This is a genomic window from Pseudomonas sp. MWU12-2029 (assembly GCF_023242425.1).
In the GTDB taxonomy this organism is placed as follows: Bacteria; Pseudomonadota; Gammaproteobacteria; order Pseudomonadales; family Pseudomonadaceae; genus Aquipseudomonas; species Aquipseudomonas kribbensis.
In genome coordinates this window covers 254,589-272,948 of the sequence record NZ_JALJDY010000006.1, presented here as the reverse complement: position 1 = coordinate 272,948, position 18,360 = coordinate 254,589, and the positions used below count along the sequence as shown (strand labels likewise).

17 protein-coding genes and 1 riboswitch are annotated in these 18,360 nt (G+C 61.3%); of the genes, 7 read left to right on the top strand and 10 right to left on the bottom strand.

Features of this window, described 5'->3' with window-relative positions:
• Window positions 1-21: 21 nt before the first annotated feature.
• Entirely contained in the window at window positions 22-405 is a 384-nt protein-coding gene (locus M5B44_RS17280) for an MAPEG family protein (RefSeq protein WP_085709110.1), read from the bottom strand.
• Between the two features lie 35 nt (window positions 406-440).
• The gene (locus tag M5B44_RS17275) at window positions 441-1,274 is read right to left on the bottom strand and encodes an EamA family transporter (protein ID WP_248739962.1); all 834 of its coding nucleotides are present in this window, start codon (window positions 1,272-1,274) and stop codon (window positions 441-443) included.
• Window positions 1,275-1,512: 238 nt separating this feature from the next.
• Between M5B44_RS17275 and M5B44_RS17270 the strand changes: the two genes are divergently transcribed.
• Window positions 1,513-2,778 (top strand): cation:proton antiporter, encoded by a 1,266-nt coding sequence (locus M5B44_RS17270; RefSeq protein WP_248739961.1) that lies wholly within the window; start codon window positions 1,513-1,515, stop codon window positions 2,776-2,778.
• Here the strand turns inward: M5B44_RS17270 and M5B44_RS17265 are convergent, their stop codons facing one another.
• Window positions 2,779-3,666 carry a formate/nitrite transporter family protein gene (locus M5B44_RS17265; RefSeq protein WP_085709107.1) on the bottom strand — a complete coding sequence of 296 codons (888 nt, stop codon included), beginning with the start codon at window positions 3,664-3,666 and terminating at the stop codon, window positions 2,779-2,781.
• Between the two features lie 73 nt (window positions 3,667-3,739).
• A complete protein-coding gene (locus M5B44_RS17260) occupies window positions 3,740-4,147 on the bottom strand; it encodes an acyl-CoA thioesterase (RefSeq protein ID WP_007959686.1) in 408 nt (135 codons plus the stop codon).
• Window positions 4,148-4,344: 197 nt separating this feature from the next.
• Window positions 4,345-4,443, top strand: a riboswitch (S-adenosyl-L-homocysteine riboswitch).
• Window positions 4,444-4,465: 22 nt separating this feature from the next.
• On the opposite strand from M5B44_RS17260, the gene ahcY reads away from it, so the two are divergent.
• From ahcY to M5B44_RS17240, 4 genes are all read left to right on the top strand, one after another.
• Window positions 4,466-5,875, top strand: a complete 1,410-nt coding sequence (gene ahcY / locus M5B44_RS17255; protein ID WP_127800358.1) for an adenosylhomocysteinase — start codon at window positions 4,466-4,468, stop codon at window positions 5,873-5,875.
• 186 nt (window positions 5,876-6,061) lie between these two features.
• Complete coding sequence (gene metF, locus M5B44_RS17250; protein ID WP_114886047.1) at window positions 6,062-6,907, top strand: methylenetetrahydrofolate reductase [NAD(P)H]; 846 nt, start codon at window positions 6,062-6,064, stop codon at window positions 6,905-6,907.
• A 168-nt stretch (window positions 6,908-7,075) separates the two neighbouring features.
• On the top strand, window positions 7,076-7,888 hold the full coding sequence (locus tag M5B44_RS17245) for a substrate-binding periplasmic protein (RefSeq protein ID WP_085709105.1): 813 nt from the start codon (window positions 7,076-7,078) through the stop codon (window positions 7,886-7,888).
• Window positions 7,889-8,110: 222 nt separating this feature from the next.
• Window positions 8,111-9,988 (top strand): DEAD/DEAH box helicase, encoded by a 1,878-nt coding sequence (locus M5B44_RS17240; protein ID WP_248739960.1) that lies wholly within the window; start codon window positions 8,111-8,113, stop codon window positions 9,986-9,988.
• Window positions 9,989-10,057: 69 nt separating this feature from the next.
• Here the strand turns inward: M5B44_RS17240 and M5B44_RS17235 are convergent, their stop codons facing one another.
• From M5B44_RS17235 to M5B44_RS17225, 3 genes are all read right to left on the bottom strand, one after another.
• Window positions 10,058-10,651: a YceI family protein gene (locus M5B44_RS17235; RefSeq protein ID WP_085731599.1), complete on the bottom strand. Its 594-nt coding sequence runs from the start codon at window positions 10,649-10,651 to the stop codon at window positions 10,058-10,060.
• Window positions 10,652-10,682: 31 nt separating this feature from the next.
• Window positions 10,683-11,234 (bottom strand): cytochrome b, encoded by a 552-nt coding sequence (locus tag M5B44_RS17230; protein WP_114886050.1) that lies wholly within the window; start codon window positions 11,232-11,234, stop codon window positions 10,683-10,685.
• A gap of 248 nt (window positions 11,235-11,482) precedes the next feature.
• Window positions 11,483-13,270 (bottom strand): flavin monoamine oxidase family protein, encoded by a 1,788-nt coding sequence (locus M5B44_RS17225; RefSeq protein WP_248739959.1) that lies wholly within the window; start codon window positions 13,268-13,270, stop codon window positions 11,483-11,485.
• Window positions 13,271-13,493: 223 nt separating this feature from the next.
• Here M5B44_RS17225 and M5B44_RS17220 point away from each other — a divergent pair, with 223 nt between their 5' ends.
• Together M5B44_RS17220 and M5B44_RS17215 are read left to right on the top strand one after the other, a co-directional pair.
• Complete coding sequence (locus M5B44_RS17220; RefSeq protein ID WP_248739958.1) at window positions 13,494-14,900, top strand: adenosylmethionine--8-amino-7-oxononanoate transaminase; 1,407 nt, start codon at window positions 13,494-13,496, stop codon at window positions 14,898-14,900.
• A gap of 142 nt (window positions 14,901-15,042) precedes the next feature.
• The gene (locus M5B44_RS17215) at window positions 15,043-15,762 is read left to right on the top strand and encodes a 16S rRNA (uracil(1498)-N(3))-methyltransferase (protein WP_248739957.1); all 720 of its coding nucleotides are present in this window, start codon (window positions 15,043-15,045) and stop codon (window positions 15,760-15,762) included.
• 4 nt (window positions 15,763-15,766) lie between these two features.
• Here M5B44_RS17215 and M5B44_RS17210 read toward each other — a convergent pair whose 3' ends face one another.
• Genes M5B44_RS17210 through M5B44_RS17200 form a run of 3 tightly spaced genes read right to left on the bottom strand, consistent with a single transcriptional unit; the run spans window position 15,767 to window position 18,319 of the window.
• Entirely contained in the window at window positions 15,767-16,669 is a 903-nt protein-coding gene (locus M5B44_RS17210) for a transporter substrate-binding domain-containing protein (protein ID WP_248739956.1), read from the bottom strand.
• Window positions 16,670-16,699: 30 nt separating this feature from the next.
• Window positions 16,700-17,050 (bottom strand): RidA family protein, encoded by a 351-nt coding sequence (locus M5B44_RS17205; RefSeq protein ID WP_248739955.1) that lies wholly within the window; start codon window positions 17,048-17,050, stop codon window positions 16,700-16,702.
• 27 nt (window positions 17,051-17,077) lie between these two features.
• Entirely contained in the window at window positions 17,078-18,319 is a 1,242-nt protein-coding gene (locus M5B44_RS17200; RefSeq protein WP_248739954.1) for a D-amino acid dehydrogenase, read from the bottom strand.
• Window positions 18,320-18,360 lie beyond the last annotated feature (41 nt).

The following is an 18,360-nucleotide window of genomic DNA, read 5'->3' as shown; positions in this document are numbered from 1 at the left end:
CAGCCTGCGATCCTTTCAGCGTCAGACCGATACGAAGAAGAAACTGGCAATCAGCCCCATCCCGACAAACCACACCAGCGACCGCAGAATCGCCCAGTCCGCCAGATAGCAAATGATGTAAAGCAGGCGACTGGTGATGAACAGCACTGCCAGCACATTCACCGTCACCAGCTGCGCCGTGCCCACCAGGTGCGCAACGATCACCGCCGCCGCAAAGGCCGGCGTCACTTCAAAACTGTTCAGTTGCGCCGCATGGGCCCGTCGCGCCACACCGTTCAGGCTTTCGAGAAAATCCCGGGGATCGTGATTGTCGCTCAGCCGGTAACCACCGACAGCCTTGGCCACGCCCGTGCACACATAGGGCAGAAAGATCGCAATGAAAACGCACCACAGAGCCACCGTCATAACGCCGTCCTTTTTCAGTTTTTAGAGTTGGCGGGTCAGAACTTCATCACCAGCATGCCGATCAGCACCAGCCCACAGGCTAAGAGCCGTGGCCGGCCGAAAGGTTCTTTCAAGTAGCGCATGCCAAACAGCACCACCAGAATCACGCTGATTTCACGCAACGCCGCCGCTTCGGCAATAGACCCCAGTTGCATCGCCCACAGCACCAGAGCGTAGCTGAACAACACGCAGAACCCGACCGCCAGCCCCAGCTTCCATTGTTCGCGCCAGAACTGCAGGAACGCCGGCCGTTTGGCGACCCACGCCAGCATCGGGAACGGCCAGGCGCTGAGCAGCGTGACCCAGACCAGGTAATCCAGCGGATGCGACCAGCGCCGCAAAGCCTGACCATCGATGTAGGTGTAGCAGCCGATGCACAGCCCGATCAGCGCCACCACCGGCAGCATCGACCACGGCAGGTGTTTCCCGCCGCCGCCCTGCCAGAGCAGACAAGCCATGCCCAGCGGAATCAGCATGATTCCGAAGATCTGCTGGGTGCTCAGCACTTCGCCGGCGAAGATCAGGGTCAGCGCCAGTACCACCAGCGGCGACAATCCGCGCATCAACGGATAGACCAGCCCCAGGTCGCCGACCCGATAGGCCTGGATCAACAGGTAGCGATAAAGCAGCTCGAACGCCGCCGACGCCAGAATCCACGGCAAGATTTCCTGCGGCGGCAGGCTGATGAAAGGAAACGCCAGCGCGACGAACAACAGCGCCACGGTGTCCATGCAGGCCACCACCAGCAACCGCTCGGCGCTGAACTTGATCAGGGTATTCCACGCGGCGTGCAACAGCGCCGCCACCAACACCAGAGCTGTCGCCAGCACGTGTCACTCCTTCATTCTTGTTTTTGAACCCGAGCCATTTGATCAGGTCTTTGATTCGCGATGTGTCAGGCGCTGTTTATACGTCAAGCGACCTCGCCACACCCGGTTGCGCACAGACAAATGCCAAAAAAACCTGCCCGGGTCACACAATTGTGCCCCCGCCCGGTGTCTACCCATCCAACCCTTGCGCCCATGAACAGGTGCGCTGTCTTTTCACCCCCCATCCAAAGGACCCCGGATGCTTGAACTTGTCGCCGCTTTCATCTGCCTCACCACCCTCCTCACTTTCGTGAATTTCCGCTTCATCGGTTTGCCGCCGACCATCGGCGTGATGGTTACCGCACTGATGTTTTCCCTGTTGCTGCAAGGCTTGAGCCTGCTGGGTTATCCCGGCCTCGAAGAGCGCGTGCAGCAACTGATCGGCCAGATCGACTTCGGCGATCTGCTGATGAACTGGATGTTGTCGTTCCTGCTGTTCGCCGGCGCCTTGCACGTCAACCTGAACGACCTGCGCAGCTATCGCTGGCCCATCGGCCTGCTGGCGACCTTCGGTGTATTGATCGCCACCGCCGTGATCGGCAGCCTCGCCTACTACATCTTCGCCCTGTTCGGCTGGCACGTGAGCTTCCTCTACTGCCTGTTGTTCGGCGCACTGATCTCCCCGACCGACCCGATCGCGGTACTCGGCGTGTTGCGGACGGCCAACGCCTCGAAGCCGTTGAAGACCACCATCGTCGGCGAATCGCTGTTCAACGACGGCACTGCCGTGGTGGTGTTCACCGTGTTGCTGGGCATCGCGCAACTGGGTGAAACCCCGACCATCGGCGCCACCGCCATGCTGTTTGCCCACGAAGCCATCGGCGGCGTGCTGTTCGGCGGGCTGATCGGTTATCTGGTGTACTTGATGATCAAGAGCATCGAGCAGCACCAGATCGAAGTCATGCTGACCCTGGCGCTGGTGATCGGCGGCTCGGCAATGGCCACCGAACTGCACGTCTCGGCACCGATTGCGATGGTGGTCGCCGGTCTGATCATCGGTAACCTGGGGCGCAACCTGGCGATGAACGACATGACGCGCAAGTACCTGGACGGTTTCTGGGAGTTGCTCGACGACATGCTCAACGCCCTGCTGTTCGCGCTGATCGGCATGGAGCTGTTGCTGCTGCCGTTCAACTGGCTGCACGTGGCGGCGGCAAGCCTGCTGGCGCTGGCGATTCTGCTGTCGCGCCTGCTCACCGTGGCCCCGGCCATTGTCCTGTTGCGGCGCTGGCGCACCGTTCCGCGCGGCACCATCCGGATCCTGACCTGGGGCGGTTTGCGCGGCGGGGTTTCGGTGGCATTGGCCCTGGCCCTGCCGCTGGGCCCGGAGCGCGATCTGCTACTGAGCATCACCTACATCGTGGTGCTGTCGTCGATCCTGCTGCAGGGTCTGACCATTGGCAAACTGGTCAAGCACGCCACCCGCGATGAACCGGCAACAATTGCCGAACCTGCGCACCACTGATCATTTATTGATCTGCTGCGGGTCGGGCTTTTCCGCCTGATCCGCAGACTCCTTCGGCTTGCCGCTTTCGCTGCGGATCTGCGCATGGCTGATCAGGGCGAAGATGAAACTGCCACCGATGATATTCCCCGCCAAGGTCGGCCCGGCAAACACCGCCCAGAAATCACTCCACGGCAATTCACCGGCAAACACCAGATACGACACTTCCGCCGAACCCACCACGATGTGCGTGAAGTCGCCCAGCGCCATGAGGTAGGTGATGAGGATAATGATCCACATCTTCGCGCTCTCCATGGACGGGATCATCCAGACCATGGTGGCGATCATCCAGCCGGAAACGATGCCCTTGGCGAACATCTGGCTCGCATGGTTTTCCATGACCTTGCGGCCGATTTCGAGGAAAGCCGCATCGGTCTTGCTGTCGAAGATCGGCAGTTCGAGCATCACGTAGGCCACCAGAATCGTCCCGCACAGGTTGCCGAACAGCACGACGGTCCAGAGCCGGATCAAGCGGCCGAAATTGCCGAGCGTCGGTTTGGTCATGACCGGCAGAACAGCGGTCAGGGTGTTTTCGGTGAACAATTGCTGGCGTGCGAGGATCACAGCGAGAAAACCGGCGCAGTAGCCGAAGCTGGCGATCACCTTGAACTCGTCGCCCTCGGGCAGGCGGGAGTTGAGCAGGCCCATGCCCATCAGCGACAGGCCCATGGTCAGCCCGGCCGCCAACGCCGACCACCACAGCGCGGCGATGCTGCGCTCCAGTTCCTGGTCGCCCTGTTTGCGGATGATTTCATGCAGGACCGCCGCCCGGGGCGGCTGGTTTTTCTCGACTTCGTGTTGTTCCTTGGCCGAGAGGTCGGGGGTCTTGCCGTCTGTTGGCGTAGTCATGGCGGGAAACCGGTGGCGGGATCATAAAGCTACGACACGCGCCATTCGGCTTCCGTTCTACGGGACGCGCCGATTACTCGGTAACGGGCGTTTCATCCTTGAACTGGTCTTTGACGTACTTGATCTCTGTCCGCCCGTGCGGCGCCGGCAGGCCGTCTTCGCCGAGGTTGACGAAGACCATCTTCTCGACCGTCAGGATGCTCTTGCGGGTGATCTTGTTGCGCACTTCACAGGTCAGGGTGATCGAGGTGCGGCCGAACTCGGTGGCGGTGATGCCCAGTTCGATGATGTCGCCCTGGCGCGAGGCGCTGACGAAGTTGATCTCGGAAATATACTTGGTCACCACGCGCTGGTTGCCCAGTTGAACGATGGCGTAGATCGCCGCCTCTTCGTCGATCCAGCGCAGCAGGCTGCCGCCGAACAGGGTGCCGTTGGGGTTGAGGTCTTCGGGTTTTACCCACTTGCGGGTGTGGAAATTCATCTTCACTCCTGAGCGTCTTGCCGAATGATGGGGCCATCTTGGCAGACTGAGCGGTCATGCTCCATGAGGCTTCTACTATGGTCGCTATTAATGATCTTCATCTGGCCGACAGAAACCCTTTGGAAGATCAGTCTAGACGGCTATAATCGCCCCCGTTTCAAAACGGTAACGTTCGCTTGATACCGTTTTCCCGCCACCTGTCCGAGGGGCGCTGCAGCAGGTTCAACCTGTCAGGCTCGGATGGGGCGTTGACTGGCTCAGGCCGGACACTAAACGCACAACGGCGCCCATTCGCATACATTACGAATGGAGGCTCTCATGAGCGCTGTTATCACGCCTGCAGATTTTAACGATTACAAAGTTGCCGACATGTCCCTGGCTGCCTGGGGCCGTCGCGAAACCATCATCGCCGAATCGGAAATGCCGGCCCTGATGGGTCTGCGTCGCAAGTACGCTTCCGAGCAGCCGCTGAAAGGCGCAAAAATCCTCGGCTGCATCCACATGACCATTCAGACCGCCGTGCTGATCGAAACCCTGGTTGCCCTGGGTGCCGAAGTTCGCTGGTCGTCCTGCAACATCTTCTCGACTCAGGATCAGGCCGCCGCTTCCATCGCCGCTGCCGGCATCCCGGTTTTCGCCTGGAAAGGCGAGACTGAAGAAGAGTACGAGTGGTGCCTGGAGCAGACCATCCTGAAGGATGGCCAGCCATGGGACGCCAACATGATCCTCGACGACGGCGGCGACCTGACCCAGCTGCTGCACGACAAGTACCCACAGGTTCTGGACCGCGTTCACGGCGTGACCGAAGAAACCACCACCGGCGTACACCGTCTGCTGGACATGCTGGCCAAGGGCGAACTGCGCATCCCGGCCATCAACGTCAACGACTCGGTGACCAAGTCCAAGAACGACAACAAGTACGGCTGCCGTCACAGCCTGAACGACGCCATCAAGCGTGGTACCGACCACCTGCTGTCCGGCAAGCAAGCGCTGGTCATCGGCTACGGTGACGTGGGCAAGGGCTCGGCCCAGTCCCTGCGTCAGGAAGGCATGATCGTTAAAGTGTCCGAAGTCGACCCGATCTGCGCCATGCAGGCCTGCATGGACGGTTTCGAACTGGTTTCGCCGTTCATCGACGGTATCAACGACGGCACCGAAGCAAGCATCGACAAAGCGCTGCTGGGCAAGATCGACCTGATCGTGACCACCACCGGTAACGTCAACGTTTGCGACGCGAACATGCTCAAAGCCCTGAAGAAGCGCGCCGTTGTCTGCAACATCGGTCACTTCGACAACGAAATCGACACCGCTTTCATGCGCAAGAACTGGGCATGGGAAGAAGTGAAGCCACAGGTACACAAGATCCACCGTACCGGCCCGGGCGCTTTCGACGCGCAGAACGACGACTACCTGATCCTGCTGGCCGAAGGCCGTCTGGTGAACCTGGGCAACGCCACTGGTCACCCAAGCCGTATCATGGACGGTTCGTTCGCCAACCAGGTTCTGGCCCAGATCTTCCTGTTCGGCCAGAAGTACGCCGACCTGTCGCCAGCCCAGAAAGCCGAGCGCCTGACCGTTGAAGTACTGCCGAAGAAACTCGACGAAGAAGTGGCCCTGGAAATGGTTCGCGGCTTCGGCGGCGTGGTCACTCAACTGACCAAGCAACAGGCTGACTACATCGGCGTGACCGTCGAAGGCCCGTTCAAGCCGCACGCTTACCGCTACTAAGAGCAGCTGCGAGCTTCAAGCTTCAAGCGGCAAGCAAGGTCAAAAGCCGAACTTGCCGTACGAAGCTTGAGAGCTCTGCCCCTATTTCAAAACAGTTTCAGGCAGCAGGTTTCACGCACGAGAGATCAGCGCACCTCCGCTTCTCTCGAAGCTTGTAGCTTGCCGCTCGTGACTGGAGGTCCCCCGATGTCCCAAGACCGTCGCTACAGCTTCGAGTTCTTCCCGACCAAGACCGATGCCGGGCATGAAAAACTGCTCGCCACTGCCCGTCAGCTGGCCACCTATAACCCTGACTTCTTTTCCTGCACCTACGGCGCGGGCGGCTCGACCCGTGACCGCACGCTGAACACCGTGTTGCAGCTGGAAAGCGAAGTCAAAGTCCCCGCCGCACCGCACCTGTCGTGCGTCGGCGACAGCAAGGACGACCTGCGCGGCCTGCTGAACGAGTACAAGGCTGCCGGCATCAAGCGCATCGTCGCTCTGCGCGGTGACCTGCCGTCCGGCATGGGCATGACCAGCGGCGAGCTGCGTCACGCCAATGAACTGGTTGAATTCATTCGTGAAGAAACCGGCAATCATTTCCACATCGAAGTCGCCGCCTACCCGGAGATGCATCCGCAAGCGCGCAACTACGAAGACGATCTCGCCAACTTCGTGCGCAAGGCCCGTGCCGGCGCCGACAGCGCGATCACCCAGTACTTCTTCAACGCCGACAGCTACTTCTACTTCGTCGATCGTTTGCAGGCGCTGGGCGTAGACATTCCAGTCGTACCGGGGATCATGCCGATCACCAACTACAGCAAACTCGCGCGCTTCTCCGATGCCTGCGGTGCGGAAATCCCGCGCTGGATCCGCAAGCAACTGGAAGCCTACGGCGATGACAGCCAGAGCATTCAGCGCTTCGGCGAACAAGTCGTCAGCGAAATGTGCGAACGCCTGCTGCAAGGCGGCGCGCCTGGCCTGCACTTCTATTCCATGAACCAGGCCGAACCGAGCCTGGCGATCTGGAACAACCTGAAGTTGCCACGCTGAGACCGCTGTACGCTTCAAGCTGAACGCTTCATGCAACAACAGAAGATCGCAAGTTTCGACAGCTCCTGGTGGGTTGTCGCAACTGCGATCTTTTGCTTTTAAGGCCCGAAACAGAGCTTCTGCAGCCAGTTTCTGGCTCTTTGGCGTTTCTCGTCGTAATCTCAAGTCATGCCTTTGATCACGCAGTTATTCGCCGTGCTGGTTTTTGCTTGCCTGAGCTTTGCGGCTCGAGGCGAGAAGCTGCGTATCGTCACCGAACCCTGGGCGCCGTACGTTTACGAAGAAAACGGCAAGAACCTCGGGCTGGACTACGAAACCACCGCCATCGTGTTCAAACGTCTGGGCATCGATGTCGAGTGGCAGTTCCTGCCATGGAAGCGTTGCCTGTCGATGCTCGAAACCGGCCAGGCCGACGGTGCGCTGGACATCTTTCACAGCGACGAACGCGACGCCACCCTGCTCTACCCAAGCGAACCGCTGTCGGACGTCGAGTTCGTGATGTTCTACGCCAACGACCGACCGCACCCTTTTCGCAGTCTTGAAGACCTCAAGGGCCTGACCATCGGCACCTCGCCGGGTTATCTGTACAGCCCGGACTTCAGTGAATCGACCCTGTTCAACCGGGAACCGGCCCCGACCCACGAAGCCAATTTCGGCAAACTGGTGCGCGGGCGCATCGACCTGCTGATCACCGATCGCCGCGTGGGTCAGCATTTGCTCGATGAATTGAATATCCGCGATCAGATCACCGAAAACCCCACCGTCATCAGCCGCCAGAGCCAGTTTCTGGCCGTACGGCGCAATGCGGGGATGGATTTGCTGGTGCAACGCTTCGGCGCCGAGCTCAAGCGTTTCAAGCGTGAACCGGCCTATGCCGAGTTGAGCGCGCGCTACGGTGCAGCCCCGGTTTCGGAAAAACCCTTGAGCAGCGCCACCGCCAGCGGCAAAACCGTTGAGCAGCAGGAAAGCGGCGCGCGGTGATTGCTCTGTTATACTCCGGCGTTCCCGCCAGGCTCACGCCCGGACGCCCGGAACCGTTACAGGCCTCCCGACCCGCTACAGCGCAGCTTTTCAGCCCGCGCGAGCGCTCCGGACGTGCCTTCGGAACCGCAGCAGGACCGGACGGGATTGCGTCCTCTTAAACGCCATTCGCGCCAGGCAAGACTCCCATTGGGCCAAGCCCTAACTAAAACAGGATTACTCATGTCCTTTGCTTCCCTCGGTCTCTCCGAGGCTTTGGTCCGCGCTATCGAAGACGCGGGCTATACCGAGCCTACTCCGGTGCAACAGCGGGCCATTCCCGCCGTGTTGCAAGGTCGCGACCTGATGGTTGCGGCACAGACAGGTACCGGTAAAACCGGCGGTTTCGCCCTTCCGATCCTGGAGCGGCTGTTCCCCAACGGTCACCCGGACAAATCCCAGCGCCACGGCCCGCGCCAGCCGCGCGTCCTGGTCCTGACCCCGACCCGCGAACTCGCGGCCCAGGTACACGACAGCTTCAAGATCTACGCCCGTGACCTGAAATTCGTCAGCGCCTGCATCTTCGGCGGCGTCGGCATGAACCCGCAGGTTCAGGCAATGTCCCGTGGTGTGGACGTACTGGTTGCCTGCCCGGGTCGTCTGCTCGACCTGTGCGGCCAGGGCAGCATCGATCTGTCCCACGTTGAAATCCTCGTGCTGGACGAAGCCGACCGCATGCTCGACATGGGCTTTGTCCATGACGTGAAGAAAGTCCTCGCCCGCCTGCCGGCCAAGCGCCAGAACCTGCTGTTCTCGGCGACCTTCTCCAAAGACATCACCGACCTCGCCGGCAAGCTGCTGCACAACCCGGAACGCATCGAAGTGACGCCGCCGAACACCACGGTCGAGCGCATCGAACAACGCGTCTTCCGCCTGCCGGCCAGCCACAAGCGTGCGCTGCTGGCTCACCTGATCACCGCCGGCGCGTGGGAACAGGTGCTGGTGTTCACCCGCACCAAGCACGGCGCCAACCGTCTGGCCGAGTACCTGGACAAACACGGCCTGCCGGCTGTGGCGATCCACGGCAACAAGAGCCAGAACGCCCGCACCAAAGCCCTGGCCGACTTCAAGGCCAACCAGGTACGCATTCTGGTTGCCACCGACATCGCGGCCCGCGGCCTGGATATCGACCAGTTGCCACACGTGGTCAACTTCGAACTGCCGAACGTCGATGAAGACTACGTGCACCGCATCGGTCGTACCGGCCGTGCCGGTCGTTCGGGCGAAGCGATCTCGTTGGTTGCGCCGGACGAAGAGAAACTGCTGAAAAGCATCGAACGCATGACCAAGCAGAAAATCGCCGACGGCGACCTGATGGGCTTCGATGCCAGCACCATCGAGGCCGAGAAACCTGAAGTGCGCGAGCGTCCGGACATGCGCAACCCGCGTAACGGTCGTGGCCCGCGCGGCGACGGCCCGAATGGCGGCGGCGGTGGTGGCGGTCGTAAAGACAAAGGCAAGGACAAGGGCAAGGAAAAACCTGCCGGCGAACGCGGTGAGCGTGGCGAGCGTCCAGCCCGTCAGCAAAAACCACGCGAAGGCACCCCGGCCCGCGAACAGCGTCAGCCAAGCCAGCCGCCACGTGCTGCGGCTGATCGTGCACCGGACGAGTTCCTCGACGACGATATCGATAACTTCGGTAACCGCGTTGATTACGTGCCGAAGCAGGCTCCGGCCGGTGGTCGCAACCGTCGCCCAGGCGCTCCGGCGCAGGGTGCAGGTTCGGGCGCTCCACGCGGCGGTCAGTCGCAAGGTCGTCAGAACGGCCCGCGCAACAGCAACGGTTCGAGCACCGGCACCCCGCCGGGCAAACGCAACGGCCCGCGCAACGGTGCCCCGCGTGACGGCCAGGGTCGCCGCGACGAAAACTCGCGCAACCGCCGTCCGGCCCGTGACGATCAGCAACGTGCCGAACCGGCCGTGCAGAACCCGCGCAGCAGCGGCCCGAAGATCATGCACAAGGAATCGAAAGCCGACCGCTTCCCGACGCCTGAGCAGCTCGATCAACTGCCAAGCCGCCCACGCGGTGAGAAACCGGCCTTGCTGACCCGCAATCGCTGAGTTTCGACAAGGCAATAAAAAACGCCCCCGGTCGCAAGACCGGGGGCGTTTTTGTATGTCTGGCGAAAATTACTTCGCTTTGACACCTTCGAACGAGATGTACAGGTCGACTTTGTCGGACTGTGGACCCAGGTCCATCATCTTGCCGAAATCAGAACGTTTGATGCTGGTGGTGCCTTCGAAGCCGGCACGGTAGCCGCCCCATGGATCCTTGCCTTCACCCAGGAAAGTGGCCTTGACCACGATCGGCTTGGTCACGCCGTGCAGGGTCAGGTCACCGGTCACGTCGGCGGTGTCTTTGCCATCGGCGTTCTTGCCGGTGGATTTGACGCTGGTGGAGACGAACTTGGCGTCAGCGAATTTGCCCACGTCCAGGAAGTCTTTGCTGGCGATGTGCTTGTCACGCTCGGCGTGGTTGGTGAACACGCTGGCGGTTTTCACGTCGAACTCGATCTTGCTGTCTTCAGGCTTGGCAGCATCGAAGCTGAACTTGCCGCTGATGTCCTTGAAGGTACCGGTGATGTAGCTGTAGCCCAGGTGGCTGATCTTGAAGTCGACGAAGGCGTGCTGGCCTTCTTTGTCGACGGTGTAGTCAGCGGCCATTACGTTGGCGGACAGCACGGCAGAACCGATTGCCAGAGCGGCCAGAGTCTTTTTCAACATGCTTTCTTTTCCTTTGAGTCGAGGTTGAGCTTCAGGCTTTGCGACCGAGCATTCGAGTGAGGGTCGCATCACGATCGATAAAGTGGTGCTTCAATGCTGCCAACGCATGGAGGCCGGAAAAAATTACCAGCGCCCACGCCAGGTACAAGTGAATCACCCCGGCGGTATCTGCCTGATCCGGTAGTCCGGAAACCAGTGCAGGAACTTCAAACAGGCCAAACACCGGAATCCCGACACCGTCTGCGGTGGAAATCAGGTAACCGGCAATCATCACGGCGAACAGCGCAAGGTACAGAAACCCGTGGCCGAACCTGGCGCCGATGCGGGTCATGCGGCTGTAGCTCTGCAGCGTTGGCGGCGGTGGACTGATAAAGCGCCACAGCACCCGCAACACCATCACAGCCAGCAGCACCAGACCGATGCTCTTGTGCAGATCCGGCGCGTCTTTGCGCCAGGTGCTGTAGTAATCCAGCCCCACCATCCACAAGCCCAGCGCGAACAGCCCGAAGACCGCCAGCGCCACACCCCAGTGCATGAAGATGCTGACCCAACCGTAGCGCGAAGAAGAGTTACGTAGCTGCATTGCCCAAATCCTGTGAGAACTGCGAACCAAGACTAGCGAGTTATCTATCGAATTAAAGCGGAAAATTTCGCTTTGAAATATCGAGAAATACGATCAAGAGTCTTGAACAAGTGAGTTAAGGAAAGATTAAAGGTGAAAAGTGTGACGGGAGATTAGCTGGCGAGCGAGCAAACACAGGATGCTCGCTGTTTCACAGGCAATAAAAAAGCGCGGCCTGAAAGCCGCGCTTTTTCATTCACCGCAAAGCCTTACTGCGCTTTGGTATCGGTCGCTGCCGCCGGGGCCGCAGCCGGTTTGGCCGCTGGCTTCTTCGCCGGTTCAGACTTTTTCGCTGCCGGTTTGGCCGGGGCTTTTTTCGCCTCGGTCTTGGCCGCAGGTTTTTTCGCTGCTGGCTTGGCCGGTGCTTTCTTGGCTGGCTCGGCTTTCACCGGAGCCGCAGGCTTCGGCGCTTCAACCGGGGCTGGCGCAGGGGCCGGAGTCGGTGCAGGCGCCGGAGCGGCTGGAGCAGGTGTCGGCTCTGGGGCTTTCACTGGCTCTGGTTTCTTCTCGTCATCCGAACCACCGAACAGGTTGGTGAAGAAGTTGCCTTTCTTCGCCGCCGTGGCCGCACCCGCTGCCGCTGCTGCGGTGGCGGCCGCCGGGCCGACCTTGATCGGTTCGAAGGATTTGCCTGCCGCCAGGTCTTCAACCTGACTGGCCGCACGCTGACCGGTGCGCAGCGCGCCTTCCAGGGTGCCCGGATACAGGGTGTCGGTGTGCTCGCCGGCAAACGCTACGCGCTGCAGCGGACGCTCCCACAGGCGCCAGTACTTGCTGATCTGGCCCGGGCCGAAGGCCAGGTACGAACCGCCAGTCGACGGGTCGGTGCTGTAGCGGCGGATTTCATAACCGGTGAACGCGCCACGGGCCTGTGGATAAAACGCGTGCAGACGAATCAGCACCTGATCGACCATCTGCTTGTCGCCGAAGGCCTGCATGACGCGGGCGTTGTCGCCGGACAGGTTGATCACCACGTTGGCGCCGCCCTTCAGGGCCGGCTCGATCCACAACATGCCCAGACCGGTGTTGCTGTAGATCTCGCCGGACATCCGCGCCTTGCTTTCCCAGACCGGCGTCTTGAACTTCAGCATGATCTGGTCGCGCCAGCCGTAGTTGGTGCCCTTGATCGCGGCCAGGTGCTGGGCATCCAGGGCCGGGGTCAGCTGGATCTTGTCGAGGGCGCGCAATGGCACCGCCAGTACGACGTAGTCTGCCTGATAGCCCACACTGCCGACCTTGACGGTCACGCCGTCCTTGTCCTGGACGATCGCGGAAACCGGCGAGCTGGTCTTGATGGTTTTCAGCTGCTTGACGAAGGCCTGGGCCAGCACCGGGCTGCCGCCGACCAGACGCGAAGCGCGCATGTCACGGTCGGACACGCCGCGATAAACGCGGCTCTGCTGTGCGTAGTACAGCAGCGACAGACGCGACGGTTCGTCGTAATGGGTGCGGATATCCTGGTTGATCAGCTGACGCGCGGTGGCAGGCAGGTTCTGCTTGTCGAGCCAGCTCGACACGTTGATCTGGTCCAGCGCGTGAAGAGTGTTGGTCGCCGCCGGGTTCTGCGGATCGTCGATCGAACGCGCCAGATCGTCACGGGTTTTCTCGAAGGTTTTCAACGCCTGCGCGGTGGCCGGTTGCTTGGTGGCCAGATCGGCGGCTGAGAAATACTCGCCATCGATCAGGTAACCCGGGGTACGCACGAATTCAGGGGCCGGCGTGGTGCTCAGCTTGAAAGTCGAGACGTACTTGTTCAGCACAGGCTGGGCCTTGTCGTTGCCGATCCACTCGCTGGTGGCCATGCCCGAGCGACCGCCCAGGCTCGGTTTGGCTTCCAGCAGCGTGACCTGCCAGCCCTTGTTCTGCAGTTCGTAAGCCGCGGTCAGGCCCGACAGGCCGCCGCCGATCACGATCGCGGTTTTTTCCTTGGCCAGCGCCGTAACGCTGAAAAGCCCCAACACCACAAGCGCACAGGCGCGCAGCCAACCGACAGACATTCAGCGAACTCCGGAAAAACACGTAGGAAAAAGCAGTTTTGCGGGTCAGTCGACCCAAAGAACCGCGAAGAATACGTCAGCCATCAAAACGCCGCCAGCGACGTCTATCGGCCCATACAAAGTAGCTCAATCGACGCAATGGGTTGTCCCGGCGCGACGCATTGCATAGGCTTGCGCGATTGTTTGCCCGCGCCTGACGCGAGCCGCCTCGAGGAGACTGAACATGGGCCTGAACAACCAGTGGATGCAACGCGATCTCGCGGTGCTGTGGCATCCCTGCACCCAGATGAAAGACCACGAACAGCTGCCGCTGATCCCGATCAAGCGCGGTGAAGGCGTGTGGCTTGAGGACTTTGAAGGCAAGCGCTACCTGGATGCCGTCAGTTCCTGGTGGGTCAACGTGTTCGGCCACGCCAATCCGCGCATCAATCAGCGCATCAAGGATCAGGTCGATCAGCTGGAACACGTGATTCTGGCCGGTTTCAGCCATCAGCCGGTGATCGAGCTGTCCGAGCGTCTGGTGAAGATGACGCCGGAAGGCCTGAACCGGGTGTTCTACGCCGATAACGGTTCGTCCTGCATCGAAGTCGCGCTGAAAATGAGCTTTCACTACTGGCTCAACCGCGGCCAGCCGAGCAAGAAGCGCTTCGTCACCCTGACCAACAGCTACCACGGCGAGACCATGGCGGCGATGGCAGTCGGCGACGTGCCACTGTTCACCGAGACCTACAAAGCGCTGCTGATGGACACCATCAAGGTGCCGAGCCCGGACTGCTACCTGCGCCCGCAGGGCATGAGCTGGGAAGAACACTCGCGCAACATGTTCGCGGCCATGGAGCAGACGCTGGCGGAAAATCATGACAGCGTCGCGGCCGTGATCGTCGAGCCGCTGATCCAGGGCGCCGGCGGCATGCGCATGTATCACCCGGTGTACCTCAAGCTGCTGCGCGAGGCCTGTGATCGTTACGGCGTGCACCTGATCCACGACGAAATCGCCGTCGGTTTCGGACGCACCGGGACGATGTTCGCCTGCGAACAGGCCGGCATCCGCCCGGACTTCCTGTGCCTGTCCAAAGCCCTGACCGGTGGTTATCTGCCGCTCGCGGCGTGCCTGACCACCGATGAGGTATACAGCGCGTTCTACGACGATTACCCGACCCTGCGCGCCTTCCTGCATTCACACAGCTACACCGGCAACCCGCTGGCCTGCGCGGCGGCATTGGCGACCCTGGATATTTTCGAACAGGACAACGTGATCGAGAACAATCGGGCGCTGGCGCAACGCATGGCGTCTGCGACGGCGCATCTGGTGGATCATCCGAATGTTTCGGAAGTCCGTCAGACCGGCATGGTGCTGGCCATCGAGATGGTCAAGGACAAGGCCACGAAAGAGGCCTACCCATGGCAGGAACGTCGCGGCCTGAAGGTGTTCCAGCATGCCCTGGAGCGTGGCGCGTTGCTGCGTCCGCTGGGCAGCGTGGTGTATTTCCTGCCGCCGTACGTGATCACCCCGGAGCAGATCGACTTCCTCGCCGAAGTCGCCAGCGAAGGCATCGACATCGCCACCCGTGACAGCGTCAGCGTGTCCGTGCCGAAGGATTTCCATCCCGGGTTCCGTGATCCGGGCTGATCTATTTCACTTAAGCTTCAGCGGTGATCGGACTAATGTCATCGCTGGCAAGCCAGCTCCCACAGGGAATTGCGTAGACCTGTGGGAGCTGGCTTGCCAGTGATAGGGCCGCCAGACTTTTACAATTTTTTCGAGACTCCGAATGAGACTGTCCCGCTTCTTTATCGACGCCCCGCTCAGCACCGGCGAACACGAACTGCCGGAAGCCCAGGCGCATTACATCAGCCGCGTGCTGCGCATGGCCGAGGGCGATGCGGTGCAGTTGTTCGACGGCTCCGGCCATGAATTTCGCGGATCGCTGGTGGAAGTCGGCAAGAAGCGTGTCGTGGTGCAGATCGACGAGCAGTTCGCCGGCCAGATCGAATCACCGTTGCACATCCATCTCGGCCAGGGTCTGTCCCGGGGCGAGCGGATGGACTGGGCGATCCAGAAAGCCACCGAACTGGGCGTGAATGAAATCACTCCGATTTTCAGCGAACGCTGCGAAGTCCGGCTCAAGGACGAACGCGCCGACAAACGCCTGCTGCATTGGCGTCAGGTGGCGATCAGCGCCTGCGAGCAATGCGGTCGTTCTCGGGTTCCGGTGATACATCCGCCGGTGCTGCTGGCCGACTGGCTGAAACAGACCGAAGCCGAACTGAAACTGGTCCTGCACCCGGTGGCCGAGCCGTTGGTCAGCCATGCCAAACCATCGTCTCTGGCGTTCCTGATCGGCCCCGAAGGCGGTTTGTCCGACGCCGAAGTCGAGCAGGCCAAGGCCAACGGTTTCCACGCCGCCCGCCTCGGCCCGCGCGTGCTGCGCACCGAGACCGCGCCGGTTGTGGCGCTGGCAGTGGCGCAGCAACTGTGGGGTGATTTCTAAGCCGTCACTGCACCGGATCACTGATCGGTCTGGCGATGATTGCCTTGAGTTCGCTGGTCATCGGGAACTCAAGGTTCAAACCCTTCGGCGGGATCGGCTGTTCGAACCACTTGCGGTAGATCCCGTTGATCTCCCCCGAGCTGTACAGATCCGCCAGCGCGCCGTTCACCAGCGCGAGGAATTGCGGGTCATCCTTGCGCACCATGCAGCTGTAGATTTCCCGCGATTGCTCCTCCCCCACCACGACCCAGTTGTGCGGATCCCGCGCCTTGGCCCGTTCACCGTAGAGCAATGCGTCGTCCATGTAGAACGCTGCCGCGCGCCCCGATTGCAGCATCTGGAACGCCTCGCCGTGATCCTTGGCACTGATCACGAACATGTTCAATTTGTGGTCGAGGTTGTAGCTCTTCAAATAGCGCTCGTTGGTGGTGCCGGCGGTGGTCACCACGTTCTTGCCGCGCAGGTCATCGAAGCTGTGGATGCCGCTGTCCTTGGCGGTCAGCAACTGCCCTTTGACATAGATAAAACCGTAGGAGAACGCGACCTGTTTCTGCCGCTCGGCCGTCACCCCGGTGGAGCCGCACTCAAGATCAACCGTGCCGTTCTGCACCAGCGGAATCCGCGTCTGCGATGTCACCAGGTTGTACTTCACCTTCAGCTCCGGCAGCGCCAGTTGCTGCTTGATACGCTCGACAATCTTGCCCGCCAGCTCCACCGAATACCCCATCGGCTGCCCGGTGTGATCGCCCACATACGAGAACGGCACCGACGCATCGCGATACCCCAAGGTGATGCTGTTGGCGCTGGCGATCTTGCCAAGCGTACCGGTCAGCGACACTTCATTGGCCTGTGCCTGAGCACCGAAAACCAGCGCCAGTGTGCAGCCGAGCAACGTGATTTTTTGCATTGTTATTCTCCGTTGTGGGTGTTGAGTGTTTTAGCGACGCACCGCCGTGACCGTGATTTCCACCCGCACCTGCGGTCGCGCCAGTTCGGCTTGTACCGTGGTGCGACTTGGCGCCTGTCCCGGTGACAGCCACGCTGACCAGACCTCGTTCATCGCGGCGAAGTCGGCGGTGATGTCTTTCAGGTAGATGGTTGCACTGAGCAGGTGATCCTTGTCGCTGCCGGCCTCGGCCAACAAGGCGTCGATCTTCGCCAGCACTTCGCGGGTCTGATTGCCTGCATCGCTGGCATCGCCCGGGACCTGGCCGGAAAGAAACACCAGGTCGCCGAAGGTCACGGCGCCGGACAGGCGCGGGTTGGTGTGCAAGCGTTGAATACTCATGGATCAATCCTTTTCGAAGTTGGATGTTCACGCCGCACGGGGATTGAACCCGTGCAGATCAATGGATGTGCGCTGCTGGGCGATCAGTTCGCTGAGCAACTGCCCACTGCCGCAGGCCAAGGTGAAACCCAGCGCGCCGTGGCCGAGGTTGAGCCACAGATTGCGATAGGCGGTGGCGCCCAGCAGCGGAACGCCAGTGGGGGTGGCCGGGCGCATGCCGGCCCATTCGACGGCGGCGTCGTAGTTGCCGGCATCGGGAAAGGTGTCGCGGGCCTGGCGCTTGATCAGTGCCAGTCGCTCGGGGTCCACCGCCGGATCGAAACCAACGATGTCGACCATGGCCGCCACGCGCAACTGTTCGCCGATGCGCGCGTAGACGATCTTGCGGTCGTAGTCGGTGATGCTCACGTCCGGCGCCCGATGCTCGCTGCCAATCGGCACGGTCAGGCTGTAGCCCTTCAGCGGATAGAGCGGCAGGCGCAGGCCAGGCAGCGCCAGCGACGGGCTGCGATGGCCGGCGGCGATCACCAGTTGTTCGACCGCAAGCGCTTCATCGCCTAGCTCAATGGCCGTGACGGTGCCGTGGCTGTGACGGATGCCGGTGACTGTCTGACCGAGGCGAAACTCGCAGCGGCCTGACGCCTTCAATCGCGCCGCCAACTGTTGGCAAAAACCGTGGCAGTCGCCGACTTCTTCATCCGGCGTGTAGATCGCGCCCACGAACGGTGCCTTGGTCAATGCCGGTTCGAGTTGCGCACATTCGGCAGCGGACAACACCTGCTGTTGCTGCGGGTCGGCCAGGCCCTTGCGTGCATGGTCGAAGCTGGCGGCGTTGCGAAAGGTCACCAGTTTGCCGTTGCGCCGCCAGTTGAAGCCGGCGAGTCCGTCGTCCTCACGCCAGTGTTTCAGCGTGCTCTGGCTGAACAGCGCCAGACGCAACAGATGCGCAGCGTTTTCCCGGTTGACCGAGGTACGGCACGCAGCGAGAAACGACGCCATCCAGCGCCACTGCGCCGGGTCCAGGCGCGGGCGCAGCTTGAGCGGTGAATCGCCGCGCAGCATCCAGCCGATGGCCTGCAACGGCACGCCGGCATCGGCCAGCGGCGCCACATAGCGGTAGGACAACTGGCCGCCGTTGGCAAAACTGGTTTCGCTGCCCAGCGACTGCCGCGCCTCGACCACCGTCACCTCGAAGCCGTCGCGCACCAGCGCATAGGCCGTTGCCAACCCGATCACGCCGCCGCCGATGATGCACACACGCTGAGCCATGTCCGTCCCTAATTCTTTTTGAAGACGAGGCCGAGGTTAGG